The organism is Ruegeria sp. E1 (genome assembly GCF_056534225.1).
Map to the genome: position 1 here is coordinate 15,029 of NZ_JBQFPE010000010.1, position 23,890 is coordinate 38,918.

22 protein-coding genes are annotated in these 23,890 nt (G+C 58.9%); 5 read left to right on the forward strand and 17 right to left on the reverse strand.

What is annotated here, in order from left to right; translation table 11 throughout:
- Nucleotides 1-3 precede the first annotated feature (3 nt).
- The 5 genes from nadA to ACR0FG_RS13610 all read right to left on the reverse strand — a co-directional run bounded on the left by nadA (nucleotide 4) and on the right by ACR0FG_RS13610 (nucleotide 6,646).
- Entirely contained in the window at nucleotides 4-1,056 is a 1,053-nt protein-coding gene (nadA, locus tag ACR0FG_RS13590; protein WP_480893527.1) for a quinolinate synthase NadA, read from the reverse strand.
- Between the two features lie 120 nt (nucleotides 1,057-1,176).
- Nucleotides 1,177-2,511: an NAD(P)/FAD-dependent oxidoreductase gene (locus ACR0FG_RS13595; protein ID WP_480893528.1), complete on the reverse strand. Its 1,335-nt coding sequence runs from the start codon at nucleotides 2,509-2,511 to the stop codon at nucleotides 1,177-1,179.
- Between the two features lie 31 nt (nucleotides 2,512-2,542).
- Entirely contained in the window at nucleotides 2,543-3,844 is a 1,302-nt protein-coding gene (locus ACR0FG_RS13600; RefSeq protein WP_480893529.1) for an NAD(P)/FAD-dependent oxidoreductase, read from the reverse strand.
- 15 nt (nucleotides 3,845-3,859) lie between these two features.
- Complete coding sequence (locus tag ACR0FG_RS13605) at nucleotides 3,860-5,254, reverse strand: aspartate aminotransferase family protein (protein WP_480893530.1); 1,395 nt, start codon at nucleotides 5,252-5,254, stop codon at nucleotides 3,860-3,862.
- Between the two features lie 15 nt (nucleotides 5,255-5,269).
- Nucleotides 5,270-6,646 carry a glutamine synthetase family protein gene (locus ACR0FG_RS13610; RefSeq protein WP_480893531.1) on the reverse strand — a complete coding sequence of 459 codons (1,377 nt, stop codon included), beginning with the start codon at nucleotides 6,644-6,646 and terminating at the stop codon, nucleotides 5,270-5,272.
- Between the two features lie 227 nt (nucleotides 6,647-6,873).
- On the opposite strand from ACR0FG_RS13610, the gene ACR0FG_RS13615 reads away from it, so the two are divergent.
- Both ACR0FG_RS13615 and ACR0FG_RS13620 read left to right on the forward strand, forming a co-directional pair.
- On the forward strand, nucleotides 6,874-8,214 hold the full coding sequence (locus ACR0FG_RS13615) for a glutamine synthetase family protein (RefSeq protein ID WP_480893532.1): 1,341 nt from the start codon (nucleotides 6,874-6,876) through the stop codon (nucleotides 8,212-8,214).
- A 15-nt stretch (nucleotides 8,215-8,229) separates the two neighbouring features.
- A complete protein-coding gene (locus ACR0FG_RS13620) occupies nucleotides 8,230-8,961 on the forward strand; it encodes a type 1 glutamine amidotransferase (protein ID WP_480893533.1) in 732 nt (243 codons plus the stop codon).
- Between the two features lie 56 nt (nucleotides 8,962-9,017).
- On the opposite strand, the gene ACR0FG_RS13625 is transcribed toward ACR0FG_RS13620, so the two are convergent.
- The 4 genes from ACR0FG_RS13625 to ACR0FG_RS13640 all read right to left on the reverse strand — a co-directional run bounded on the left by ACR0FG_RS13625 (nucleotide 9,018) and on the right by ACR0FG_RS13640 (nucleotide 13,998).
- Nucleotides 9,018-10,253 (reverse strand): glycosyltransferase, encoded by a 1,236-nt coding sequence (locus ACR0FG_RS13625; RefSeq protein WP_480893534.1) that lies wholly within the window; start codon nucleotides 10,251-10,253, stop codon nucleotides 9,018-9,020.
- A gap of 92 nt (nucleotides 10,254-10,345) precedes the next feature.
- Nucleotides 10,346-11,452, reverse strand: coding sequence for a DegT/DnrJ/EryC1/StrS family aminotransferase (locus ACR0FG_RS13630; protein ID WP_480893535.1), 1,107 nt, complete (start codon nucleotides 11,450-11,452; stop codon nucleotides 10,346-10,348).
- Between the two features lie 171 nt (nucleotides 11,453-11,623).
- Complete coding sequence (locus ACR0FG_RS13635) at nucleotides 11,624-12,667, reverse strand: hypothetical protein (RefSeq protein WP_480893537.1); 1,044 nt, start codon at nucleotides 12,665-12,667, stop codon at nucleotides 11,624-11,626.
- 455 nt (nucleotides 12,668-13,122) lie between these two features.
- Nucleotides 13,123-13,998: a LysR family transcriptional regulator gene (locus tag ACR0FG_RS13640; RefSeq protein WP_480893538.1), complete on the reverse strand. Its 876-nt coding sequence runs from the start codon at nucleotides 13,996-13,998 to the stop codon at nucleotides 13,123-13,125.
- A 104-nt stretch (nucleotides 13,999-14,102) separates the two neighbouring features.
- Here ACR0FG_RS13640 and ACR0FG_RS13645 point away from each other — a divergent pair, with 104 nt between their 5' ends.
- From ACR0FG_RS13645 to ACR0FG_RS13655, 3 genes are read left to right on the forward strand one after another with little or no spacing between them, the layout of a single operon-like run.
- Nucleotides 14,103-14,831, forward strand: a complete 729-nt coding sequence (locus tag ACR0FG_RS13645; RefSeq protein WP_480893539.1) for a TSUP family transporter — start codon at nucleotides 14,103-14,105, stop codon at nucleotides 14,829-14,831.
- Between the two features lie 6 nt (nucleotides 14,832-14,837).
- Nucleotides 14,838-15,863, forward strand: a complete 1,026-nt coding sequence (locus ACR0FG_RS13650) for a D-cysteine desulfhydrase family protein (protein WP_480893540.1) — start codon at nucleotides 14,838-14,840, stop codon at nucleotides 15,861-15,863.
- A gap of 43 nt (nucleotides 15,864-15,906) precedes the next feature.
- A complete protein-coding gene (locus ACR0FG_RS13655) occupies nucleotides 15,907-16,869 on the forward strand; it encodes a TAXI family TRAP transporter solute-binding subunit (RefSeq protein ID WP_170715236.1) in 963 nt (320 codons plus the stop codon).
- Between the two features lie 75 nt (nucleotides 16,870-16,944).
- Here the strand turns inward: ACR0FG_RS13655 and ACR0FG_RS13660 are convergent, their stop codons facing one another.
- The 8 genes from ACR0FG_RS13660 to ACR0FG_RS13695 form a co-directional block, all read right to left on the reverse strand.
- Nucleotides 16,945-18,600: a flavin-containing monooxygenase gene (locus ACR0FG_RS13660; protein WP_480893541.1), complete on the reverse strand. Its 1,656-nt coding sequence runs from the start codon at nucleotides 18,598-18,600 to the stop codon at nucleotides 16,945-16,947.
- The gene (locus tag ACR0FG_RS13665) at nucleotides 18,597-19,910 is read right to left on the reverse strand and encodes a SagB family peptide dehydrogenase (protein WP_480893542.1); all 1,314 of its coding nucleotides are present in this window, start codon (nucleotides 19,908-19,910) and stop codon (nucleotides 18,597-18,599) included. Before ACR0FG_RS13665 ends, ACR0FG_RS13660 begins: the two co-directional genes overlap by 4 nt.
- A 6-nt stretch (nucleotides 19,911-19,916) precedes the next feature.
- Entirely contained in the window at nucleotides 19,917-22,142 is a 2,226-nt protein-coding gene (locus tag ACR0FG_RS13670; protein ID WP_480893543.1) for a TOMM precursor leader peptide-binding protein, read from the reverse strand.
- Between the two features lie 70 nt (nucleotides 22,143-22,212).
- Nucleotides 22,213-22,419 carry a nitrile hydratase subunit alpha gene (locus tag ACR0FG_RS13675; RefSeq protein WP_480893544.1) on the reverse strand — a complete coding sequence of 69 codons (207 nt, stop codon included), beginning with the start codon at nucleotides 22,417-22,419 and terminating at the stop codon, nucleotides 22,213-22,215.
- Nucleotides 22,416-22,598, reverse strand: a complete 183-nt coding sequence (locus ACR0FG_RS13680) for a hypothetical protein (RefSeq protein WP_170715227.1) — start codon at nucleotides 22,596-22,598, stop codon at nucleotides 22,416-22,418. Before ACR0FG_RS13680 ends, ACR0FG_RS13675 begins: the two co-directional genes overlap by 4 nt.
- 31 nt (nucleotides 22,599-22,629) lie before the next feature.
- Nucleotides 22,630-22,812: a hypothetical protein gene (locus ACR0FG_RS13685; RefSeq protein ID WP_480893545.1), complete on the reverse strand. Its 183-nt coding sequence runs from the start codon at nucleotides 22,810-22,812 to the stop codon at nucleotides 22,630-22,632.
- Nucleotides 22,813-22,838: 26 nt separating this feature from the next.
- Complete coding sequence (locus tag ACR0FG_RS13690; RefSeq protein WP_480893546.1) at nucleotides 22,839-23,039, reverse strand: hypothetical protein; 201 nt, start codon at nucleotides 23,037-23,039, stop codon at nucleotides 22,839-22,841.
- A 364-nt stretch (nucleotides 23,040-23,403) separates the two neighbouring features.
- Complete coding sequence (locus tag ACR0FG_RS13695; RefSeq protein ID WP_480893547.1) at nucleotides 23,404-23,886, reverse strand: hypothetical protein; 483 nt, start codon at nucleotides 23,884-23,886, stop codon at nucleotides 23,404-23,406.
- Nucleotides 23,887-23,890 lie beyond the last annotated feature (4 nt).

Below are 23,890 nucleotides of genomic sequence, written 5' to 3' on the forward strand. Positions count from 1 at the left end.
CGCTCAGATACCCAGTTCCCGGCTGAGGTCGATCATGCGCTGCACCGCCAGCCGCGCCCCGGCGGCAACGGTCTCGTCAACCTCGACCTGACCGGTCATGGTATCCAGTGTGTAAAGCACTTTCTCAAGCGTAATCTTTTTCATGTAGGGGCACATGTTGCAGGGGCCGACAAAATCGACTTCGGGCAGCGCATCGGCGATGTTCGAGGCCATCGAACATTCAGTGATCAGCAGCGCCTTTTCCGGCTTTTCCTCAGAGACATATTTGATGATGCCGCTGGTCGAGCCCGAGAAATCGGCCTCGGCCACCACATCTGGCGGGCATTCGGGATGCGCGATCAGTCGCGTGCCCGGGTTCCATTCTCGGAAATCGCGCAGGTCGCTGGCGCTGTATTGCTCGTGCACGATGCAAGAGCCTTCCCACCAGACTACGTTTTTCTGGGGCACGTCCCGCGCCACGTTCTGCGCCAGATACTGATCCGGGGTCATGATCACCGTGTGGCTGTCTTGCGCCGCGACGATCTGGGCCGCGTTGGATGAGGTGCAGCAGATATCCGAGGCCGCTTTCACCTCGGCCGAGGTGTTCACGTAGGTCACGACCGGCGCGCCGGGATAACGGCGGCGCATCTCGGCGACGCCCTCGGCAGTGATCGATTCCGCCAGCGAGCATCCTGCCTCCATATCCGGCATCAGCACGATTTTGTCAGGGCTCAGGATTTTTGAGGTTTCGGCCATGAAATGCACGCCGCATTGCACGATCACATCCGCCTCGACCTCGGTCGCTTTGATCGCCAGTTGCAGGCTGTCGCCGCCGAAATCGGAAATGCCGTGAAAAATCTCGGGAGTCATGTAGTTATGGCCCAGAATGACAGCGTTGCGTTCTGCCTTCAGGTCGTTGATCGCCTTGACGTAAGGCGCAAAGATCGCCCAATCCGCCGGGGACACCACGCGGGACATGCGCGCGTAGATATCACCCATGCTGGCCGCCAGTTCCGGCGAGGGGGTGAGGTCATATTTTTCGGAAAGATGCGTGCGCTGCGCGGGTAGGTCGAACACGGGTCTGATTTCTGCCTGATGAATCCGTGGGGCACCCTTTACGCGGTTTGCGGGTGATTGGCCACCTGCCAATTGAGGAAAACACGCCTGTTTCCGCCGATGCACGCAGGCGGGTCGTCCTCAGAGGCTGTCTTTGATGCCGTACCAAGCAAAAGCGGGCGGCAGGGACCATCTGCGCAAGGGGCCCAATTCGAACCGGCGCAGCGGGCGTTTCATCAGGTCAGGATGCGGCAGGCACGACCGACCCAACGCCATATCGGCGATCAGCGCCCCAGCATAGGGGGCCATTGCAACGCCGCTACCGTGATACCCAAGCGCGGCCCATGCGTTGTCCAGAGCGGGAAGCGCCCCTGCAAATGGCACCAGATTGCGGGTCATGCAGATCAGACCCGACCAGAAGTATTCTGAATCCACGTCCCGCCACGCCGGGAACATCCGGTCGAAATCCTTGCGGGCACGGGCATATGTTGCGGCCAGACTGGCCTCGGTTGCGCGCACCGATCCACGCAGGCCAAACAGCATCCGGTTGTTTGGCAGCAGCCGAAAGTAGTGCAGAAGGTCACGCGTGTCGCAGAGCATCTGATGGCTGTTCCATCCCTGCGCCTGAATCTCGGCATCACTCATCGGACGGGTAACAAGGATATTGGATTGCACCGGTAGATAGCCGCTGGCAAGCGCGCGGGGCAGATCGTCCGAGGAATAACCGTTGGTGGCCACCAGCAGATTGCGCGCACGCAGCCTGCCTTGCGGCGTATGCAACAGATGCGTGCCTTGCTGGTCGAACCGGGTCACGGGGCTGTGCGAATGCAGGCGCACCCCTGCCCGCTCTGCCTGATCTGTCAGCCCTCGCACAAATTTCATCGGGTTCAGGGCAAAGCCAAGCGGCAGGTGGACAGCGCCGTGAAATTCGGGGCTGTTCATCCCATGCCGTGCCATCTCGTCCTTTGGGACGACCTCGGATTTCAGCCCGTATCGGTTGGCACATTGCCGGGCATAGGCCTGAAGGTCGGAAACCGCCCGCCCAGAATGCGCCACGTAGGTGTAGCCTTTGGATTGCCTTTCGATATCCAGATCAAAGCGGTCGGCGTAGTCCTCGACCAGCTCTATCGCCGCGCGTTCGGCGCCGAAGAACAACCGGGCATCCGCGTCGCCATATTGGCGTCTGATCGCAGCATCGCCCAGCTTTGCGCTGCCGGTCGACACCAACCCGCCATTGCGCCCCGAAGCGCCCCAGCCCACAGCCTGCGCGTCCAGCACAACCACATCCGCCCCGGCCTCGGCCAATCTCAGGGCTGCCGACAATCCGGTGTAGCCACCGCCAATCACCGCAAATTCGCAGGTCTGCTCACCCTCAAGTGACGGGTAAACCGGCAGGGGCGCCGCAACCGTGTCGTCCCAATACCGATCACGGATCGGGCGGTCGCCATAGGCCAAAGGTTCATAGATGCGTTTCATGCGATGCCTGCCCGCAGGACGGACGGCCCTGTCAGAGTTTGTCGCGCAGACTGAACCACAACATCGCCAGCACCAGCAAGGGTGTCCGGAACATCCGCCCGCCGGGGAAGGTGATGGTCGGCACCTTCGCCATAATATCAAAACGTTCGGCCTGCCCCGCGATGGTCTCGGCCGCGATCTGGCCTGACAGCGTGCCCAAGGCCACGCCCGCGCCGGAAAACCCCGATAGCGACAGGATATTGCCGCCGATCCGTTCGTAATGGGGCATTCGGTTCATCGTGATCCCCAGCGTGCCACCCCAGGCGTGTTCGATTTCAACCCCTGCAAGCTGTGGGAAGATCTCGGCCATCGGTTTGCGCACGGCATCCGCAATGTTCGAGGGAAAGCGATAGCCATAGCTTTCGGTGCCACCAAACAGCAGGCGATGATCGTCGGAGAACCGAAAGTAGTTGATGACAAACTTGCTGTCGGCCACTGCATAATTGTTGCGGATCAGGTTTTCCTGCGCCTGCGCGCTCATCGGTTTGGTCGAGACGATGAAGTTGTTGATCGGCATTACCCGCTGCGCGACATGCTGTTGAAGATCGCCCAGATAGCCGTTGCAAGCCAGCACGACATAGCGCGCCTTGATCCGCGCGCCATCGATCTGGACGAACGCCGGATCACCTTCGGAAATGCCCGTGACCTTGGATCGCTCAAATATCCGCGCGCCTGCGGCTGTGGCGAGCCGCGCCAGCCCTAAGACCAGTTCCAACGGGTTCACATGGCCCCCGCCCATGTCCAGCGTGCCGCCGAAATAGGCGGGTGAGTTCACCAGGTGGCGGCACTCGTCTTTGTCCAGCAGGCTTATCTTGTCATAGCCGTATTTGACCGACATGTGTTCGACATGGCGTTCGCTATGTTGCTGATACCGCGCGCGATGAACTGTGTGGATCACTCCGTCATGGAATCTCGTGCGGACCTCATCCTTTGCGGTCAGTTCGCGCACCAGATCAACGGCCTGTGCCCCGATATCCCAAAGTTGGCGAGCGTGATCATCGCCCATCATCGCCTCAAGCTCTTCCTGATCCAACCGCTGGCCCATGCTGACCTGACCGCCATTGCGGCCCGATGCGCCAAAGCCCACACGCTGCGCGTCCAACACAATCACATCATAGCCGCGCTGCGCCAGATGATAGGCAGTGGATAGACCAGTGAACCCTGCCCCCACGACGCAGACATCGCAGTCAAGCGCGCCCTGCGCCTTCGGAAACGGCGCAAGCTGTTCTGCAGCCTCAGCGTAGTAAGATCGCGGGTATTCGCCCGGACGGTCGTTGGCGGTGAGCAGGTCCATCAGGTGTTCTTGATCTCAGGCCGCCTTAAAGATGCCGTCTGCGCGGATCTGCTCAAGGCACTCATCCAGAGATGTGCGAGCACGGTCGATCAGAGTGTCAATCTCGGCCCGAGTGATGACCAGCGGTGGCGAGATGATCATCCGGTCGCCTACATGGCGCATGATGACATTGTTGGCAAAGCAACGTTCGCGGCAGATATAACCCACAGTACCGGCATCCGAGGCAAAGGGCGCGCGGGTGTTTTTGTCTGGCGTCAGAGCAATCGATCCCATCATCCCCTCGATCCGGGCTTCGCCGACCAGCGGGTGATCGGTCAGGGCCTCCCACTTTTCTTTCAGATAAGGCGCGGCCACGGTCTGCACATGCTGCAGGATATTTTCCTCTTCCAGAATGCGCAGGTTTTCAAGCGCAACGGCGCAGGCCACCGGATGGCCCGAATAGGTATAGCCGTGGTTGAATTCGGTGTCGTTGATCACGCGCGCGATCTCATCCGACACGATTGACGCCCCGATCGGTGCATAGCCCGAGCTGAGCCCCTTGGCGACCGTCATGATATCGGGCCTGATACCCAAAGTTTGCGAGCCGAACCAATTGCCGGTGCGGCCAAACCCACAGATCACCTCATCCGCGACCAGCAGGATGCCGTACTTGTCGCAAATCCGCTGAATCTCGGGCCAGTAAGTGGTTGGTGGAATGATAACACCGCCCGCACCCTGAATGGGTTCGCCGATAAAGGCGGCAACCTTGTCGGGTCCGACCTCTTTGATCTTTTCTTCCAGCTGGCGCGCGCGCTCCAGGCCAAATTCTTCGGGCGATTGGTCGCCGCCATCCGCCCACCAGTTGGGCTCATCAATGAACGCGATGCCGGGGATGGGCAAACCACCCTGCCCGTGCATCCCTTTCATCCCGCCCAGCGAGGCCCCGCCGAGGGTTGAGCCGTGATAGGCGTTCCAGCGTGAGATGATCACGTTGCGATCTGGCTGACCCTTTTCGGCCCAATAGGTCCGCACCATGCGGATATTGGTGTCATTGGCGTCCGAGCCGCCGTTGGCAAAGAACACATGGTTCAGATCACCCGGCGCAAGCTCGGCCAGCTTTTTGGCCAGCGTCAGCGCGGGCACATGCGATGTCTGAAAGAATGTGTTGTAGAACGGCAGTTCCTGCATCTGGCGGGCAGCTGCATCTGCAATCTCGGACCGGCCATAGCCGATGTTTACGCACCAAAGCCCGGCCATGCCGTCCAGAATCTCGGCCCCGTCGCTGTCTTTCAGCCAGACACCCTTGGCACTGGTGATGATGCGGGACCCCTTGCCGTTGATCTCGGTGCCGGTGGTGAACGGGTGCATGTGGTGGGCCGCGTCGATGGCCTGCAACTCGGCGGTGGGCAGGTGGTTGGCAAAACTAGTCATAACGGGTCTCTCAGATCAGACGTTCAGCAACAGATGCTGTCGTTCCCAAGGGGAAATCTCGCGTTGATATTCTTCGTTCTCGGCGCGTTTGATACCGGCATAAAGGCTGCAGAATTCTTCGCCCAGCAGGTTGCGGATCTCGGTGGCCTCATCAAAAATATCCAAAGCCTCGCGCAGGCTGGCGGGCAGCGGCTCTTCAGCCTCCCACACCTCTTTTCTGGCCTCGGCGCGGGGTTCGATCCTGTTGATCATCCCCAGCAGACCACAGGCCAGCGACGCGGCAATGGCAATGTAGGGGTTGCAATCCATGCCGATCACCCGGTTTTCCAGACGGCGCGCCGCTGGGTCGGAATGGGGTACCCGCAGGCCGGTGGTGCGGTTGTCCGCCGCCCATTCGATATTCGCGGGGGCGCTTTGACCGTCGACCGTGATCCGCCGGTAAGAGTTCACGTAAGGCGCCAGCAGCGGCACGACCTCGCCCAGATGTTTCTGCGACCCGCCGATATACCAACGGAACAGGTCCGAAGTTGACCCATCAGCGTTGGAAAAAATGTTCTGGCCGGTTTCCCTGTCTATGATGCTTTGGTGCACATGCATCGCGCTGCCGGGTTCATCGCGGATCGGTTTTGCCATGAAGGTGGCAAAGACCCCGTTTTTCAAAGCCGCCTCGCGGATTGTGCGTTTGAAATAGAACACCTGATCGGCCAGACGTAGCGGATCGCCATGCATCAGGTTGATCTCGATCTGACCAGCGCCGCCTTCTTGAATCACGGTGTCGATCTCAAGCCCCTGCGCCTCGGCGAAATCATAGATCGTGTCGATCACATCGCCGAACTCATCCACTGCTGCCATGGAATAGACCTGACGGCTGGCCCCCTTGCGCCCGGTTCGGCCCAGCGGCGGCTCGATCTCTTCGTTCGGGTCGAGATTGGGCTTGGTCAGATAGAATTCCAGCTCGGGCGCGACGATGGGTACCCAGCCCCGGTCGTGATAGGCCTGAATGACCCGTTTCAGAACCGCGCGAGGTGAGATGCCCAGCGGGGATCCGTCGCGGTTGAACATATCGCAGATCACCTGCACCGACAGGTCCGGCGACCACGGGATCGCGCTTGCGGTGCTCATATCGGGCCTTAGGACAATGTCCTTTTCAAGCCACTGATTTTCGATTTCCATATCGACATATTCGCCCGAGATGGTCTGATAAAACAGCGTCACAGGCAGGGCCAGCTCGGCGTCGGGGTCGAATTTCACGCAGGGCATCGCCTTACCGCGTGAGGTTCCGACCAGATCGGGCACAATGCATTCAACCTCATCAATCCGGCGCCCCTGAGCGTAGGCCACAAATTCTTCGGGCAGTTGGTTCTGCCACTGAAGCGTGCTTGCCTTTTTCATCAAACCTCCTCGATCTGTTCAAATCGGGGATGCCCTTTCCCCTTGTTGTATTTATGATCAAAATTTCGGGGAAAACCACACAACAACCGCAAAGGCCAAGAGAAATCGATGCGGAATGTCAGGCGCAGTGCCACAAACATAGCGGTCGATACGGTGGCCGCATTGCACGCCATCACATGCTCGGCTACCAGATGGCAACGCGAAGAACAAATGGTGGATCAGGCAATATGAGCTTTATCACCGAATATGACGTCTATTGTACCAAGCACGGCACGCCCGACCGGATCGAACTGTTGCTTTGTGATGGCAACGCGGTGCTGCGGGGCAAGTGGCTGCCCGGTGGCGCGGCTGACAAGCTGATCAAAGGGGCGGTGCGCCTACCGCTTTCGACCTATGCACCTGCGATCATGGGCAATGAAGTGGCCGGGACCGGGCTGGGGATCGAGGTTGGCGATCCCGATGGTATTCTGGTGCCAATCGACGGCACGCTGAACCCTGCGCCTTGGCTGCAGGGCAATGTCGCACAGGTGTTGGTAGAGATGACCGATATAGGCGGCACAGTCAGCCCAAATTCACCCCGCGCCTTGTTGCAGCGTATGCTTGGCCGCTATGATGCCAAGGGCTGGCGACCTGTGGTCGCAACCGAGCTTGAGTTCTACATCCTGCGCACCCGGTCCGAGCGGTCCGAGGCCCCGGAGCCCCCCGCGTTCAGCCCCGATGCCCAGAACTATGACTTGGAGCTTCTGAACAAGCGCGAAGCGATCCTGAACGAAATCCTGTCTGTCAGCGCCAAACAGGGTATGGCGACCGATACGCTGATCGCCGAATATGGCCCCGGTCAGTTCGAGGTCAATTTTCACCACACCGATGACGTGCTTGCGGCGGCTGAAACCGCCATCCTGTTCCGACGACTGGTGCGCGGTGTGGTTCAAAGCTACGGCTATGAGGCCACTTTCATGGCCAAACCCTATAGCGACCAGCCGGGTAACGGAATGCATGTGCACGCATCGGTCATCGACCGAGCAGGGCGCAATGTCTTTACCCCATTGGGGGATGAAGAGGTCTCGCAAACGCTCAGAAATGCCGTGGCCGGTGTTCTGGACAGCATGCGCGACCTGCAGGCGGTGTTTGCACCGCACGCCAACTCATACCGCCGCTTCCGGCCAAACAGTTTTGCGCCTGCCGCGCCCGACTGGGGGCTAGACAATCGCGCCGCCGCGGTCCGGTTGCCCGAGACCAAAGGCGGCGGTGCGCGGCTAGAACATCGCATCAGCGGTGCCGATACCAATCCCTATCTGGTGTTGACCGCCATTCTCGGTGGGATGCTGCATGGTCTGGAAAACCCCGTGACCTTGCCCCTGCCGCTGGACGACCCGGCCAGCGTGCCGGCACAGCCGCTGGGCCATGACTGGTCGCTTGCGGTAGACCGGTTTGCCGGGTCTGACATGGCCGCCGAATGCTTTGGCCCCTACCGCGAGGTCTATGCCGCCGTGAAGCGTGATGAGATATCGACGATCCTGGATGCCATCACCCCGGCGGAATACACCTATTATCTAAGTCGAATGTAGCTTTTTGAGATCCTGATGAGCCCTGAAAAAATCCGCGTCGGCATTCTTGAAACTGGCCGCCCGCCCGAAGATCTGGCGACGAAGTTCGGCGACTATCCCGGTATGGTCCGCCAGTGGCTGGGCGATCTGAACGCCGACTATACAGCCTACCCCGTACTGGACGGCAAGCTTCCCACCAGCGCGCAAGAGGCTGATCTTTGGGTCATCACCGGATCCAAATCCGGTGCCTACGAAGACCATAGCTGGATTCCACCGCTTGAGGCATTTATCCGCAAGGTTCGCACCGCAAACAGGCTGATGTTCGGAATTTGCTTTGGCCACCAGATCATTGCGCAGGCTCTGGGTGGTGTCGTGCGCAAGTCTGACAAGGGTTGGGGGCTTGGCGTGCATGAATATCCGACCACCCCGGACTGGCCGCAGGAACTGGGCAAGGCCCCCGAAAAGATTGCCATTCAGGCCTATCATCAGGATCAGGTCGAAGAAAAACCACAAGGCGCGGTCACAATTGCCTCGACCACGTTCTGTGAGCATGGCGCATTGTGGTATCCCGGCTTTGCCATAACAGTTCAGGGCCATCCGGAATTTGCCAAACCCTTTGCCAGCGCCTTGATGGAAAGCCGCCGAGGCAGCGTTTTGATGGACGACGAGGTCGATCAAGGCCTGCACAACATGTCTATCGAAGACAATCGGGCAATGCTGGCGTCGCTGCTCAAAAAATTTCTGATAAAGCGAACCGAACAGGTCTAGCTTTCACACTGGGCCGCGGAAAATTGTTCGGGTCTCAGCAGACGGTGCCTAGCGGATCAATCATGCGCCCTACGATTTCGCCAGCTATCGGCAGCTTGGGCGAAATGTTTTGCGCGTCCTTCAAATGTCGCGTCAAAGCAATGATCCCGCGCAAAATCCCGACCATGTCTGGCGGCATCAATCAGCAATTCGCGATTACGATCAAGGGCTGCAATCCGATCCGCTAATGCATCGGCATCACCCAAGGCTGAGACAAAGCCGCTGTCGGCATGTGAGGCGATACCGCTGAATGCCTCGTTCCCAAATCCTGCGATTGGCACGCCGCAGGACATGACCTCGGAATACGTGCTCGACGGATCGCCCTGCGGGTGACAGCTGACGAACAAATCCGCCTCATTCTTCAACAACGGCACCCAGCCCGAAAGGAAATCTATCGGGCGATGTATTGTGACCCGGTCCTCGACGCCGCATCTTTTCATGGCTTCAGCAAGTGGGGTTTCTTCGGGGCCGTTCCCGTAGATTTTGAACTCAAAATCGATCCCGCGATCAACAAGACCGCGCGCAACACGCGGCAGATGCAGTACCCCTTTCATGGGGACAAAACGCCCTCCGAAGATCAGGCGAAGCGGTTTTCCCGCGCGCAACGCCTGCGCTTTTCGGGCCAAATCGCTGTCTGTTGCGACGTCAGCTCTTCTGACGCGATTGTCAAAAAACAAAAACGCATCAGGCCGTTTTGGTCGATACGCATCATAGATTGGCACCCCATTACACTGCAGGCCCGCCACCAAGCGCAGCAGATTCCTGCGCGTCCGCTCGGCATTCCGGACCCAGAGCTTTCGGCGCAATTTGACCACTGCATTTGCGCGTGTGGCGTTGATGATCTGGTATTCGGTTTTCAACGTGTATTCGCAGACATGGATCACAGGGACGTTCGCGGCGCATAGTCGGCGCGTCAGATCGGCCTGACTTGGATCGAGAAAACCCACCACGGCGCCCGCCCCGTTTATGCGCCGAACCAGATCAGCCAATAGCTGCGGGCGTTCTTCGACCCGCGTATCGCCGTTCCGACCAGCCTGAATTTCGACATGGTCCATGTCGGTCGAAGCGGTCCGTGATACCTCTGCCAAAGTCGTCACCGGACCGTCCCAATGCCTGGCATATTCAGACGCGCCATCAAGGTATTTTTGCGTCAGGAACAACCCGCCACCCGGCCCGCGATGGGCTTTCAGAACCGGCAACAGGATAAGCTCATTTGACTGGCCGCGCGTTTCGGTTTCTCTCTGATGAGTCATCACATTTGTGCCAGAGCGGAACCGATCGGGTGTCGGTCCGCTTGCCTCGAAGAGTGGAAGCCAAAAAAATGGAACTTAGCCATACATCAAGGCTACGACCCCCCCCCTCCAGCTTGAACGAACGATCTGCTAACAAGATCAGGGCGGCTATTGGTCAGGGTAAAATCGCCCAGGGCAGTCTGGATGTCTTCGCAGATTGCGTCATCGCTCAGCCTGGCGACATCCATGTGGCAGGGAATGTTTATGACACGGTTGAAAATGTTCGTAACATTGGGGTGCGCCGCCGCGGGAACATAGTACTTCTGCAGAGTCAGGTGGCGGCTCGACATTAACTGGTCGTAGGGCACCTCGTGCGGCGCCAGAAATGGGATGCTGGTCATCGGGATATTACCTTCCGGCAGATGAAGCGGCTGCAATCCCAATTCTGACGCAAGGGTGATGACCCGGTCACGCTGTTCCAAGGCGGAAGGACCCCAACGATAAACGCTTTCGATGCGGTCGATCAGAAAGGCGCAGGCAACATCCGATATTTTGCTGTTGCCCACCCAATAGTCTCTGTCGCGCAAACCCAGATCATAGCTGGTCAATTCGACCAAACGCGCTGCCTGATCCTTGGGCAGGATCGCCAGCCCACCCTCACCCAGCCCATAGGGTTTGGTATGATGCAGGCTGATCGCCTGCCACGGCACATCTGGAAGCTGGGTGTGAAAACCTGATGCATTGTCCAGCAACAGCCGTTTTCCCGCGCGGCGCGCAAAGGCCGTGTAGTCGGAAAAATCCCGGTAAAGACCAAAAGGGTTGGTCACAATGATGCCGTCATAGCTGACCGGATCCAGAGCCTCGAGCGCCCGCAGGTCCAACAACCCTCTGTCGTCGCAGTCGAGAAACAGAACATCACTAAACCGACCGCGCCCCAGATTCTGGAAGGTATAGGCCGAAGCCACCCATTTCAGGCGGCGGCCCGCACGGCACGATTGAAGCGCTGCCAGCGCCTCCAACGCCGCACCTCCGTTGGCCAGGGGAACAACATCCCAGGTTTCCGGCAACCCCACATAATCTACGCAAAGCGCGCGCAAGGCATGATAAAGGGGGCCCTGATTTGCCCATTGGCTTTGGCTGGCGCAAGCCTGCAGCAGTTCGGACACGCGGGACATGTCCGGTTGCTTTTCTTCAACGAATAGAACTTTGTGACCAGGCATTGCGTCACACCAAAGATGAAATACTCCCTGATCCTAACCGAACCGCAAAAAAAGGCGCATAAGAAAATTAGGGCTATTTGTTGCGATAGCGCTGATATCAACAATAATTCTACCGAAGACGTCCTTACTGTTTTCAAAAAAAGAACAGTTGGCGATTCGGGTCAGATGCAATCACCCCAGAACCACGCCGACAGCATGAGCGAGATTGGCGACAAAACCGCCTCGTGGCCCGGGCGCAATCTGATTTATGCCCACAAACAGCGCGAAGCTCAAAACCAGGGCATATGTTATCTTATGCACTGGCTGTCTGAGGTCAGTGCGCGTCTCGGCCAATATCAACAGAAGAAAAGTCATCACAAAGACCTGCATCGACAACCAGCGGCTCCAGTCCGTCGCGACCGGATAAAGCAGAAAAGGGGTTCCGGCGCTGACCAGAAACAGCGACCACTCGAACCGCCCGTGCAGGATGCGGGTTGCCGCCCACAGACACGGCAACAACAGCAGCAATGTCATCAGCGCAATCATCGGCAGATTGACTCGATCCAGCACGACCACTTTCACCGCCGCGGTCGCGCCACCAAACCCGTCCACAAGCCATGGAATAATCCCGCTACAGATGCGATCCGTCAGCCCTGTGGCCAGCAACCGTGCGCACATGGCTTCGGTGTCCGGAACGCTGACATAGATCACCGAAAAGACGGTGGCTATCAATGTGATCAGCCAAAGAATCAATATCGGCCTTACTGCCCTCTGTTTCCCAAAACGCCAATAAAACGCCGCACTTAGCCCTGATACCAGGACCAGATTACCCTCGTGAAAAAAGACCGCCAGACCATAAAGGATCACGGCGACAACCATTCCCGCCGAACCGCTGGTTCTGGCGAACAACAGCGGCAAGAACGCGGCCAACCCCAGCAGTTCCTTGCGGAAAGCCGAGGTCGTGTCATTGACCCAAAACAACACCAACGCGGGGCTGAGTAACAGGATCACAACCAGATCCGGCATCCTCAACGACAGCCCCTTTCCAAAAAGAACCACTATGATCGCAACCGTCAGGAAAGCCTGAACTGCGCTGACAAGCAGCAGCGGGCTTATATTGGAAAGTTCAGATAAAAACAGAAATATCTCACCCGAAATACCACGGCGAATAATCCCGCTGGAATAATTCACCAACCAATCGGCGTGCTGAAATTCACCACCGCCAGCCTGGGTCAAATAAGCCAGACGCCGTAGCAAAAGAATTATCGATACGAGAAAAACAAATGAAACAATCAGCGCATTAAAACGCTTCAACCCCGTCAACATAAGACGCTTACCTTTTAACTAAAACACCACTCCAATTAAATCTTCAGACTTTTCATATTGTATGGCTCATTTTAATTGTTCTCAAGCGCGATGGAAAACGCGCCTCGGAATAGGGGGTTGAAATTTTGTCGATTTACCCTGGGCTCAGGATTCATTACCAGTAAATGACAATTGCCGCGCGCGCAGTGACTGAGAGAATGGCCTCTGGACAGCACCCACAACGGGCCGAGGTTTGCCGCGAGACTTCGAAAAAATTCCAGACGCATCATTTGCGCGTCGGTCAGCCAGAAAAGGCCCCTCATATCACCACTTCATTTTCGAAGCCGTGAATCGTGCCGCGTAACGGAAATCAATACATCCTGACCTTAAAGCTTTTCCAGAGTATCGGTGAAGCGCTGCAAACCCGGAATATCCTGGGATGCAGACAGGACAACCAAACGGATGGGCCAATTCAGTTCCGAAGTCAGGGGCAGCGCGCAGATATCGGCGTTGGATGTGTTCAAAATCTCCTGATCGACGATGGCGCGGCCTGCCCCACGGGCCACCATTTGAACCAAAGCGGTTTGCGTCTGCCCCACGGCACGGACGTGAAACGATACACCCTCTCGGTCGAACATCATCTCAACCGCGCGGCGAAACGGGCTGTAGGGTGTCAGCATGAGCTGCGGAGCCGTGGCCAGTTCGGTCGCGGATGCAGACTGCGCCCTGGCCAGCGGATCGTCAGGGGGCAGGATGGCAACCGGGTTCAAATCGGAAAGCCGAGTGCAGGCGAGGTTGGACTCGCCTGGATCCGAGGACACAATCGCACAATCGACCCGCCCTTCACGCAGCGCTGCCATGCCCGCACGTTCGTCCAGAACCTCCACATCCACCCTAAGAGTTGGATACGCAGCCATAAGCTGACCAGCCGCGACTGCGACCCGGGTGTCAGCCACCGCCGGAACCGTGGCCACACGCAGATGCCCTCCGGTGCCCAGAGCGATCTGAGCGGCAGCGTCGCGGATGCGCTCCAACCCCTGATAATGTTTCTGGACTGCGCGCTGCAGACTGTGGGCCGCTGCGGTCGGTTCGAACTTGCGCCCCGAGCGGTCGAACAGCGTCACGCCCATTTCCACCTCAAGTTCAGCCACAACACGGCTGATTGCAGGTTGCGAGATATTCAGCGCATCCGCCGCCTTTCGGGTGGACCGATGGCGATATGCCATCTGAAACAACTCAATCTGGCGGGCAGTGATACGCATGAGTTTTGATAACATTGGTGTATCGAAAAATACAATAAGATGATTTTTATTCGCGATTGAGGCGCTCTATCCTGCCGGGTGTATCACCCGAGAAGGAACCCGGCTTGCCATTTGATCTGACAATTTTGCTGATCGCGATTGTGGTCGGAGCCGGGATTCAGGTCGGCATTGGCGTGGGATTCAGCATCGTGGTGGCCCCGGTGATGATGGTTTTGTTAGGGACGGCCACGGCAGTTCCCGTCCTGCTGCTGCTGAACACACTGGTGTCGCTGGTTGCGACGGACCGGCAAGTCTGGCTGCAGAACAAGGCGCTGGTCCGGAATGCGGTCTTTGGATGCCTTGCGGGGATCGTGCTGGGGCTGCTGATCTATCCCTACCTGTCAGAACGCGCCGTTCTTGCGCTGACGGCTGTGCTGTTGTTGATCGGAGTGGCGACCTCGCTGATGCCGCACGGAAATGGTGTCGGGCCTCAGGGCTTTCGGGCGATCTCGGGCCTGTCCGGGCTGGCGACCGTCTGGGCAGCGACGCCCGGTCCGCTGATGGTGCTGGGCCTGCTGGCCGTGGGCCGAACCCCGCACGAGGCCCGCAAGCTGGTGCAACCGGTGGCGCTGATCGCTTATGGCGCAGCCTTTGCATTGCATTGCCTGTCGGACTGGGCGGCCTTTGCCAGCGCGCCCTGGCTTGGACCGTTCATCGCAGCAACCGTTCTGGGCAGCCTGTTGGGTCGGCTGATCGGGCCCCTGCTGCCGCAACAGACCATCACCCATGCCATCCGCGCGATCTCGGTTATCGCCTGCGCTGCCTTGTTTCGACGCGCATGGCTGATTGGATGACGAAGGATGACCAAACTGATGAATATCGACCAGAGGCTGTCAGAGTTTCCGCGCGCAAGACTAATGACCGAAGCAACCCCGGTTGAACGGCTCGACCGGTTGTCTGACCGTCTGGGCATTGACCTCTGGCTTAAGCGAGACGATCTGACTGGGCTCAGCTTTGGCGGCAACAAAACCCGGCAGCTTGAGTTCTATTTTGGCGAGGCGCTGGACCAACAGGCTGATACGGTCTTGATCACTGGCGCGGTGCAGTCGAACTTTGTGCGCACCGCTGCCGCCGCTGCCGCCCGTCTGGGAATGAACGCTGTCCTGCAACTGGAAGAGCGGGTGCCGGGCATGGGCGAGGCTTATTACCAGTCGGGTAATGTGCTGCTGGCACAGATACTTGGCGCCGAGCATATGCACTTTCCGGTGGGCGAGGATGAGGTCGGCGCTGATAACGCTTTGCATGACCGGGCTGATCGGCTGATCGCCGATGGTCATCACCCCTATGTGATTCATCTTGGCATCGATCATCCACCGCTCGGGGCACTTGGATATGTGCAAGGCGGCGCGGAACTCAACGAACAGATCGGGGATTTTGATGCCGCGATCGTCCCGTCGGGTAGCGGCGCGACCCATGGCGGGTTTCTGACCGGGTTACGCCTGTCAGGACAAACTGCCCCGGTCTACGGAATCTGTGTGCGACGCGACCGGGATCAGCAACACGCGCGGATGGAAAAAGTCCTTGGCAAGCTTGCCACACTGATGAAGTTCGACCCGGCATTGGTCTTGAACGACATCAACGTATGGGATGGGGCATTGGCCCCCGGCTATGGCCGCGTCGGAGACCGAACACGCGACGCGCTGACCCTGATGGCGCGCAGCGAAGGTTTGTTTCTGGACCCGGTCTATACCGCCAAAACCTTCGCCGGGCTTTTGGGCCTGCTGGAAGAAGGCGTGATCCGCAAAGGCCAAAAGATCGTTCTGCTGCATACCGGCGGGCTGCCTGCGCTGTTCGGCTATCAGGACGAGCTGCAGCCGGAACGATGAAAGATCGCTCGATAAGGAAACTCAATCTCAAAGGGAGGAAACGATGAGAAAGAACCTGATCCTGGCTTCGGCCATCACATTCGCGCTTGGCACAGTGTCCGCACAGGCCGAGGAATTTGTTACCATCGGCACTGGCGGTGTGACCGGCGTGTATTACCCCACGGGCGGCTCGATATGCCGTCTGATGAACAAGAACCGCAAGGAAACCGGTGTGCGCTGTACGGTCGAATCCACCGGCGGCTCGGTCTACAACATCAACACCATCCGCGAGGGTGAGCTTGAGTTCGGCGTGGCGCAATCCGACTGGCAGTTCCACGCCCTGAACGGTACCTCGAAATTCGAAGAGGCAGGGCCGTTCGAAGACCTGCGCGCGGTGTTCTCGGTCCATGCAGAACCGTTCAACGTGATGGTCCGCGCCGATTCAGGGATTGAACATTTCGACGATCTGGCGGGCAAGCGCGTCAATATCGGCAATCCGGGGTCAGGCCAGCGCGGAACGATGGAAGTGTTGATGGAGGCCAAGGGCTGGACAAAGGACACCTTCGCCCTTGCAGCCGAACTCAAATCGGCTGAGCAATCCAGCGCCCTTTGCGACAATCAGATCGACGCGTTCATCATCACTGCCGGACACCCTTCGGGTAACCTGACAGAGGCCGCCACCACCTGCGATGCAAAACTTGTGCCGGTCACCGGTGACGCCGTAACCGGCCTGATCGACAACAATGCCTATTACCGCTCGGCCACCATACCGGGAGGAATGTATCGCGGTACGGACGGTGACGTGGAAACCTTTGGTGTCGGCGCAACGCTGGTGACATCGGCCAATGTCTCGGACGAGGCCGTCTATGCGCTGGTGTCTTCGATTTTCGAAAACTTCGAGGATTTCCGGGGCTTCCACCCTGCCTTTGCCAACCTGACCAAAGAGGAAATGGTAACGGCGGGCCTGTCTGCCCCAATCCACCCCGGCGCGCTGAAATACTACCGCGAGCAAGGTTTGCTTGAGTAATGCACCTGCCGGAGGTGGCGCGCTGCCTCCGGCCTCATGTTTTGGGGCGCTCGGTTCGTTCCGGGTGGGCTCGGTTCAGCCGGATACCGCAATCTGCAATCCCAGCAGTTGCGAATAAAACCGACTGACCCCCAACGAGCCGCCATGTATCCACAGACCGGGCATTGATGTTGGCGTCCAGACGTTGCGCTGCTCGCCTGTCCAAGGGGCAGAATCGTCATGACCAATGCCCCAAACCGGCCCGATTTTCCGAGCAACCTCGGACCCCAATAGATTGCTCAGAACCGAGTCGAACGGTTCATAACCCGTCGCGCAGACGATTGCATTGGCCTCGATCTGTGCACCGGTGTCCAAGCGCAAAGCCTGCGGTTCGATCTGGGCGATGCCGCCGGTCTGAACTGCGATACGACCATCGGCGATCCAATCTCCGGCGCCTTGATCGATCACAAAGCCTGTGCCGCCCAGATGGTATTGACCGAACACGCCGCTGCCCTCATACCCGTCATCCAGCATCAGCCCCGCGCGGGTCAGGCGCGCGTGCAGGTCCTTGTCGGTTTCGCGGGCCATTTGCCACGCCATCGTGGCGGATTTCAGATAAAGCCGCACGGGCATCGCGTGGATGGCGCGTTCGATCAGATTAGGCTGACCGGTTTGGCCAACACCCTCAGGGTATTGGGTGAACAGCATGTTCGAGAATGCCTTTTGCGAGATCAGGCTGATCGGGCTGCGCTGCACCAAGGTGACATCCGCACCATGCCGCGCCAGATCGAGACTGACGTCAAACCCGGTGTTTCCTGCCCCGATCACAGCCACCTTTTGACCGGCATATCCGGACCCGTCCTGAAAATGCGCCGCGTGGGTGATGGGCCCTTCAAACCGGCTCAACCCTTTGAACCGGGGCAGATGCGGTTGGCCGAATTTGCCTGCGGCAATGACCAGATTGCGGCAGGTGACGGTCCGGGCCTTGCCTTGGGATATCAGATCGACGGCCCAGACTCCGGCATCAAACGCGGCATGGGTGCAGCGTGTGCGGGGGATGACTGTCAGGTTCAGATCACGGGCGTAATCGGCCAGAAAATCAGCCAGCATGTCTTTGGGAGCATAATCCGGCCAGGATTTTGGAAACGGACAATAAGGAAGGTGGTTGAACGGTGTGGGATCATGCAGTTTCAGCGCATTGTAACGATGGCGCCAGGCATCGCCGGGGCGGTCCTGCGCATCGTAGATGGTGGCCTTGATCCCAAGATGCTGCAACCGGGCGGCCAGCGACAGCCCTGCATGTCCTGCCCCTATGATGATCGTGTGGCTATCCACCTGGTCGGCGGGATTTGTTTGTACAGGCGCAATCACGTCTTCGGCGAAACTCGCCAGCAGATAGCACTGATCTCCCAGCAACCGAAAATGCGCCGTGCCCCGATAGACAGCGGTCTCAAAAGCAAACTCGCCGATGATCATCCCATATTCCTGCTTGACCCCGGGCAGCAGCCGGATGGCACGCGGGCAGTTCTCGGGATGCAACTCTGCGGCCAGCGATCGGATCTGATCCTTGCCCTCTGCGGTGCAGATGCGGCGGCTGACGGCAACGCAATCGCGCCAGAAGCCCTCGGGGTGAAACAGGGTGGCGATATCAGCGGCATCGCCATTTGCAACGGCATGGGCAAAGCGCGTCACCCAGCCCTGCGCGGCTTCACGCGCCGCAACGGTGCTCAACTCGGGGGAATGAAGGGTCATGAGGGTTCTCCGATGGCAAATCCTGCGATTGAAAACGAGTCCCCGTCGGGGGTGTCGAAATCCGTCCCCGCGCCGATAATCCAGCTGTTCAGTCCCAGATCAGTGGCCACCAGTTGCAATGTCTGCAGCGCGGCCCCCGCATTCATCAGCGTCAGCTTCATGGCGATCTTTTCATAGACCCGCGCCAGTCGGGGAAAGTCGGATCGAACAATCAACAAACACCCCAGATCACCGCCGGTCGCGCCGGGCGTGGAACGCACTTGCGCGCAAATGTCGTTAATCGTGCTTTTGTCCACTTCGACCGGGTACAGGCGATGGGTTCGACTGCAATAGCGATAAGCCCCGGGGTTAAGACCCTCGACCCGGGGGGCGAATACGGTCACGTCCAGTTCGTGAATGCCACCCCCCGAAGGAAAGGGCCTGCGGGTTCTGGGAAAATCATCATCCAGATCGACGTCGCGCCAGGCCATCCCCAAAAGATCGCCCAGGCGTTTCAGAGTAACCGGCTGCGCGCCGATATGACGGCGGCAGCGGCGGTTTTGCAGGACGTCGCCAAAGCTGTGCCCGGTCGCAACTGGTTCTGGCAAAGCGACAAAGTCGCCTTGCGGCTCAGGCTGCTTCGGATCGTTCAGGCCTTGCCCGAACCGATAGGTTGCGCCCAAAGCACTGATCCTATCCTGAGTCTTGAACTGGCTCAGCATCAGGCGGTCATGGAACTCCCATGTGGGTGAAAGATCCGGTTCAGCCGTCGCGGGTTGAAAGAAGCCAAGCGTCGCCAGCAAACCGCAAAGCTCTGCCGTAGACGCATCCGCGTCTTCCAGATGCAAGCTTTGCCCGGCGGTGATCACATGCCGCAGGGCCGGGCAATGCAGGATCGCGGTTACTGGAACATCCGGCTCGTTCAAAGACAATCCGTCAGAGCGGGGGCGGGCGTAGAGAAACGGCTTCGCCGTCAGCCCTGCAGCGGGAACAGGCGCTGGCAGATCGAACTGCCGGTTATGCGGGATCAGCGTCATCAGCACCTCAGACCCACAGCAAAGCTCGACCCGGATCAGTCCCAGACCCTTCAGCAGGTCCAGCCAGTCCAGCGTGGCCAACCAGTCGGCCTCGTGTTCAGGGTCAAGTGCCGCGCGCTGTTCGTTCCAGCCCGCGTCAAAGCGGTCCAGTACGTGCGGCGGGATGTTTTCGACGACATCCCGTGGAATGGGTGCGCGACCGGGCAGCAGGCGCGCCGCATCTGCCGAACCCTCTTTTAGCGCCTTGACCCCATCCAGCAAGCGCCAGCGATATGTCAGTTCAGGTGTCCTCATGTCAGATCACCAGATGAACCGGATGGGATTCAGATCACCTTCGGCCAGCGGCTTATCCCGCCATCCCATCGCAACGGGGACGTCATATAGACGGCCGGGGGCAAAGCGGGTCCAGAAGTGACGCAGACCCGGCACCACGACCCGCGCGGTTGGAAAGCCCACATCGGGGCTGGTGTGGTTCAGAACCAGTGTCTCAAGTCCGCAAGAGGCCAACTTGTCCACGCAAAGCTGCACATCCTGCGCAATGTCATCGGTCGAACGGTCGGGATGGAAACCCGGTCCAACGCTGATCGCCGGGTCTGCGACCAGATAGGGGTCGGTGTCCAGCGTCACATGTTCGAACCAATGGATGAACTCCGGGTCATCGGACATGCTGCGCACATCCGACAGATCCGCATCCCGCGACAGCATCTGGAACATCTCGGTGATGGCGCGGGAAATCGCCAGTCGCGGGTCCAAATGGCAGCCAAACCCGAGGCAGACAAAACCATTTCCAGCCTCGCGCGCGCTGACCGACACAAAGACCGGGATGCCCAGATCATTTGTCAGATCAATCACCTGCAAGCTGCGGCCCCGGGCCGCGCAAAGCTTTTGCGCCTGAGCGAAAAACGCATCGTCAAAGGTCGCCAGATCGACGCCCGGACAGCGCAGGCGATTGTACCACCATACCGCCACGGCATCGCGTTCGACCAGTTCGAACAGACCCTGCAGGATCGCCTCTTCCAGCGTGTTGCCCGAAGCGCAGCCGTTCGAATTGCTGCTTGCAAAGCGCGGTGCCTTTCCGCCTTCTGAGGCATCGTAGTTGTAGTAACACATCGCCGTCGGCAACCAGCGACTGGTGCTGCGGGTTAGCGACCAAAGCGGCGTCCAGGCCATCTCGGCCCTTGGATCGAACCGCTCGGGCACGGAATTGAAAGTGCCGGTCTCGCGGTTGATAACGTCGCGCTGTGCGAACTGGGCCTTGCTGAATTGCTGCACGGCATTGGGGTGGATCGCTTCGGTCCCCAGATCGACATAGCGCGCGCCGCGGCTCTGGATGTCGTCGGTATGACAGCAGGAATACCGCTCGATCGCCTCTCCCAAACAGCTAACACGCGCCTGAGTGTCGGTCTGGCCCTTGCCTTCGGCCCCTTGCGGGCGACCCAGCAGGCGGTTTTCGGAATGGCGCATACCCAGACCAAGCTGAGTTTGCAGGGCTGTATAGTGGTGCAGATCATCCTCTGCCTCGCCCCGGATCAGGGCGGGAACCACACCGCAGATTGGATCGACATGGGTCATCAACCGCGCCAGAGTGTCCGTCGGCGGGCAAATGCGATGGCCGCCTTCCTTGCGGAATACCTTTTTGCAAGCGCTCAGGACAATCGGCTCGTGACCATCAGCGGTGGGCTGTGGACCGACGGCTTGATCAGCGCGGGGCATAAGATGGGTCCGGGTCTGCATGTCGCGCATATCCATCTCCCAGATTTTTCCGGAGATAGCATCAACCGCTTCACCGCCCGACAGGCGCATCGCAAGTTGCGCCGCAAGGCTGACCGCAGTCTGGACGATCTCTGCCGGCGTTTCAGACGGGCGCAGGGGAAACGACCCACCCGCTGCCAGAATCGTCACATCGGTGGCGCGAATACCCCGGTGGCGTTTCAGGAACAGCGGCCAGTCAAGCGCGTGACCCGGAAGGACCGCAGGACCAAACCAGACCTTCGACCCGGCCACACGCATCGGCAACAGGATACGGCCCTCGGCCTGAGCGTCCTCAACCGCATCGGTCAGTTCGGGGCGCAGATAGTCATCCACGGCGAGAATGGTCACAGGCCCGCCCGGCATCACATCCGGTTGCGCCAGACGGTACTCCATCAGAGAGGCGGTGTAGAAATCCAAGCCGTAGGACAGGAATTTCAGCGCATAGTTCCCCGGCGCTGACAGCCGCGCGGCCAATTCAGGCGACACCGCATCCCAGCCGCCGCAGATCGCAGCGCTAGCGGGGCGGACATATCCACGCGCCTGCAATTGATCCAGCGCATGATACGCCTCGGCCGGGTCCAAAATGTCGGCGGCGGCCTCGGCAATCTCGTCGGCGGTTCTGGTGCCATCCAGAAACGGGGCGATGGCCACAAGGCTTTCGCCTTCCAGAACGTGTTCCGAGTGTTCGCCCAGCAAGGCGACCTCATGATCCGAAAGGACATGCGCCACTACATCGCGGCGAAATTCCAAAGGGTTGTCGAAACTGTCGCGCATAAGGGTAATCCTTTGTAATCGTGAAATATCGGGGAAATTCGGAGCGCCCAATTACGGGCGCCCCTGACCGTCAGGTGACAAGACGTTCGACCTGATGGGTAACGTCGTCGCTGTCTTCGAGAACCCGGAGAGAGACGCCCTTGGGAACCTCATAGCCCATCGAAGTCAGCGCAGCAGCCGGGTCTTTGACCAGCATTTCGCGAAACGCGGGATCTCTCCAGGCTTTCGCAACGGCCTTGCCGCTGGCCAGACGCAGATCTTTATGTGCCCTGGTCATGCCGCTACCGGTTGCGCATTTGGATCGTGGGCACAACACAGGTCGCTGCAACAAAAGATCGCTTCGGGATTGGACGGGCTTATGTCCTCGTCGAACGATCGGGCCAACGCGGGCCGAACCGGCAGGACAATGTGATAGATGTCAGCGCCATCCGCCACTTTTCTGGTCATGATTTTCATGGTTTCTCCTCCTTTAGCAAAAATGCCGGGCTTATCCCTTGCCGCCGATGCAGGCGACGCTGGGCAAAGGTGGGAAAAAGCCGCGGCTGGAATCGCCACCTATCTCGGCGTCGAACTTCGCGGCCAGCTTGGCGCGCTGCGGCACGACGATGTGAAAGGTCTCGGGCGAGTCCGCCAGATTCTTGACAGACTGGGTGATTTTGGTGGTTTGCATAGGTCTTCTCCTGATGGGTTTCTGGTTCACGCCGAAAAGCAAAACGGTATGTGGGTCAGATTGCCTTGCGCCTGCTTTGCGCTGATGTACCGGTCGAAACTGCCCGCCAGAGTTGATCTTTGCGGTAGCACGATGTGGAACATCCCGGCCTTGTCCTGAACATTCAGAACCGGGCCTTTGTCGGGTGTTGAACTTTGCATCGGACGGTCCTCTCCTGCATCGTTCATGACGATCCTGCTGCGATTTTGAGGCCAGAAGCAGGCTGTGCTCAGAGTGGCACGGCTGCGCCCCCTCCCGCACGGAACCCATCGAATGCGCGATTTCAGGTCGGGCATCCGGGGCCGAAGGATGTCTGTGTATCAACCGCCGCAGAGCCTGCGTTTACCGCTTGTGTGGAGCTGTCCACATCGGGCTCGTCCGGGGGCCTCAACATCTGTTGCCTTCGCCCTATCGAGGTATGAAAGATGGACTTCGATGCAATATGAGGGCTTGTTCACGACAGGTCTAAATCGCAACACATGCGATCTAACCTATTGTTAGTAAATGAATATCAAAACCCATTAAGTTTCGTTCAGAAACTGGCAGTCGCGGTTACTTGCAGGTCGGCGCGGCGTTGTCAAACCCGCTGGTTGACGCCTGCAGATGCGCCATCGCGATCTGGATCGGGCGAAAAGGCGGGGCATCCTGCACAGTCGGATCCACCTGAACAAGCGTATAGCATCCTGCGAACACCGTACTGGTGCCATCTGATTGATGCGCTCGGATGGTGACCGGCAGTCTGGTTTGAACAGAACCCGCCGCACCTTCGGCACTGGCTTTGCCGAGCTTCACCTCGACCGAAGCCGTATCCGCATATCCCGACTTGAACGCCGTATAGGCAGGGGCGGCACCTGACTGGAAATAGCTCCACGCGCGCAGATACTCCTTACGGTTGATCGCATTGTAGAGCGAATGCACCAAAGCTTCGGGGGTTGACCGGTCGTCACTATAGGCAGGCGGCGCGGACAAGGCTGCCGGGGCGCCTAGAGCCACACCCAATGCCAGCGTCGTCCCCATTCTGACAAACCGTTTCATCCAG

What these genes read in the sequence shown, in the direction of transcription:
- ACR0FG_RS13595 (WP_480893528.1), bottom strand. Translation starts at nt 2,511, where the DNA reads ATGAAACGCATCTATGAACCTTTGGCCTATGGCGACCGCCCGATCCGT.
- ACR0FG_RS13600 (WP_480893529.1), bottom strand. Translation starts at nt 3,844, where the DNA reads ATGGACCTGCTCACCGCCAACGACCGTCCGGGCGAATACCCGCGATCT.
- ACR0FG_RS13605 (WP_480893530.1), bottom strand. Translation starts at nt 5,254, where the DNA reads ATGACTAGTTTTGCCAACCACCTGCCCACCGCCGAGTTGCAGGCCATC.
- ACR0FG_RS13610 (WP_480893531.1), bottom strand. Translation starts at nt 6,646, where the DNA reads ATGAAAAAGGCAAGCACGCTTCAGTGGCAGAACCAACTGCCCGAAGAA.
- ACR0FG_RS13615 (WP_480893532.1), top strand. Translation starts at nt 6,874, where the DNA reads ATGAGCTTTATCACCGAATATGACGTCTATTGTACCAAGCACGGCACG.
- ACR0FG_RS13620 (WP_480893533.1), top strand. Translation starts at nt 8,230, where the DNA reads ATGAGCCCTGAAAAAATCCGCGTCGGCATTCTTGAAACTGGCCGCCCG.
- ACR0FG_RS13625 (WP_480893534.1), bottom strand. Translation starts at nt 10,253, where the DNA reads ATGACTCATCAGAGAGAAACCGAAACGCGCGGCCAGTCAAATGAGCTT.
- ACR0FG_RS13630 (WP_480893535.1), bottom strand. Translation starts at nt 11,452, where the DNA reads ATGCCTGGTCACAAAGTTCTATTCGTTGAAGAAAAGCAACCGGACATG.
- ACR0FG_RS13640 (WP_480893538.1), bottom strand. Translation starts at nt 13,998, where the DNA reads ATGCGTATCACTGCCCGCCAGATTGAGTTGTTTCAGATGGCATATCGC.
- ACR0FG_RS13650 (WP_480893540.1), top strand. Translation starts at nt 14,838, where the DNA reads ATGACCAAACTGATGAATATCGACCAGAGGCTGTCAGAGTTTCCGCGC.
- ACR0FG_RS13655 (WP_170715236.1), top strand. Translation starts at nt 15,907, where the DNA reads ATGAGAAAGAACCTGATCCTGGCTTCGGCCATCACATTCGCGCTTGGC.
- ACR0FG_RS13660 (WP_480893541.1), bottom strand. Translation starts at nt 18,600, where the DNA reads ATGACCCTTCATTCCCCCGAGTTGAGCACCGTTGCGGCGCGTGAAGCC.
- ACR0FG_RS13665 (WP_480893542.1), bottom strand. Translation starts at nt 19,910, where the DNA reads ATGAGGACACCTGAACTGACATATCGCTGGCGCTTGCTGGATGGGGTC.
- ACR0FG_RS13670 (WP_480893543.1), bottom strand. Translation starts at nt 22,142, where the DNA reads ATGCGCGACAGTTTCGACAACCCTTTGGAATTTCGCCGCGATGTAGTG.
- ACR0FG_RS13675 (WP_480893544.1), bottom strand. Translation starts at nt 22,419, where the DNA reads ATGACCAGGGCACATAAAGATCTGCGTCTGGCCAGCGGCAAGGCCGTT.
- ACR0FG_RS13680 (WP_170715227.1), bottom strand. Translation starts at nt 22,598, where the DNA reads ATGAAAATCATGACCAGAAAAGTGGCGGATGGCGCTGACATCTATCAC.
- ACR0FG_RS13685 (WP_480893545.1), bottom strand. Translation starts at nt 22,812, where the DNA reads ATGCAAACCACCAAAATCACCCAGTCTGTCAAGAATCTGGCGGACTCG.
- ACR0FG_RS13690 (WP_480893546.1), bottom strand. Translation starts at nt 23,039, where the DNA reads ATGAACGATGCAGGAGAGGACCGTCCGATGCAAAGTTCAACACCCGAC.
- ACR0FG_RS13695 (WP_480893547.1), bottom strand. Translation starts at nt 23,886, where the DNA reads ATGAAACGGTTTGTCAGAATGGGGACGACGCTGGCATTGGGTGTGGCT.